Here is a 522-nt window from a genome sequence, read left to right as displayed (position 1 = left end):
CGAGCAGGCGCGGATATTCGGCGAAGACGGCGGAGGATTTGGGATCCTCGACATGCGGCTCCAGCGCGATCGGCCCTTCGGTGCGCAGCATCTTCATCAGCTTCGACACCAGGAAGATGACGTCGAGATAATCCTGTTTCTTATATTTTGGGCCCTTGAACACCTTCATCAGGCCGCCGCCCAGCGCCTTCAGTTCCTTCATCGAATTTCCGATGATCAGCGCGCCGACTGCGGCACCGCCGATGATCAGCATTTCGTGCGGAATCGCTTCCATCACCGGGCCGAGCGCGCCGCCGGTGATCGCGAAGCCGCCGAAGATCATCACAAGAAGGACGACGATGCCGATGACGGGAAACATGAGTCGCGGGGTGCCCCTTTTTGGCCCGCCCTACAGAAGGCGTGCGGTATTTCTGAGGGTTAGCGCGGATACGTCGCCAATCGGTTAACCACGCAGGGTATTTTTGTTCGGGCGCGCTGTGCGCGCCGTTATTTCAGATAATCGAACAGCGAAAGCTGGCCGAG

At 59.0% G+C, this 522-nt stretch carries 1 protein-coding gene; it reads right to left on the bottom strand.

Annotated features, from left to right (window positions below; genetic code table 11):
* Positions 1–358, bottom strand: a 358-nt coding sequence (locus AACY45_RS27880; protein ID WP_339548697.1) for a motility-associated protein, incomplete at its 3' end; no start/stop codon positions are given.
* Between the last annotated feature and the right edge of the window lie 164 nt (positions 359–522).

The organism is Pseudomonas sp. RA_35y_Pfl2_P32 (genome assembly GCF_963970735.1).
GTDB lineage: Bacteria > Pseudomonadota > Gammaproteobacteria > Pseudomonadales > Pseudomonadaceae > Aquipseudomonas.
This window is presented reverse-complemented; position numbering and strand designations above follow the sequence as displayed.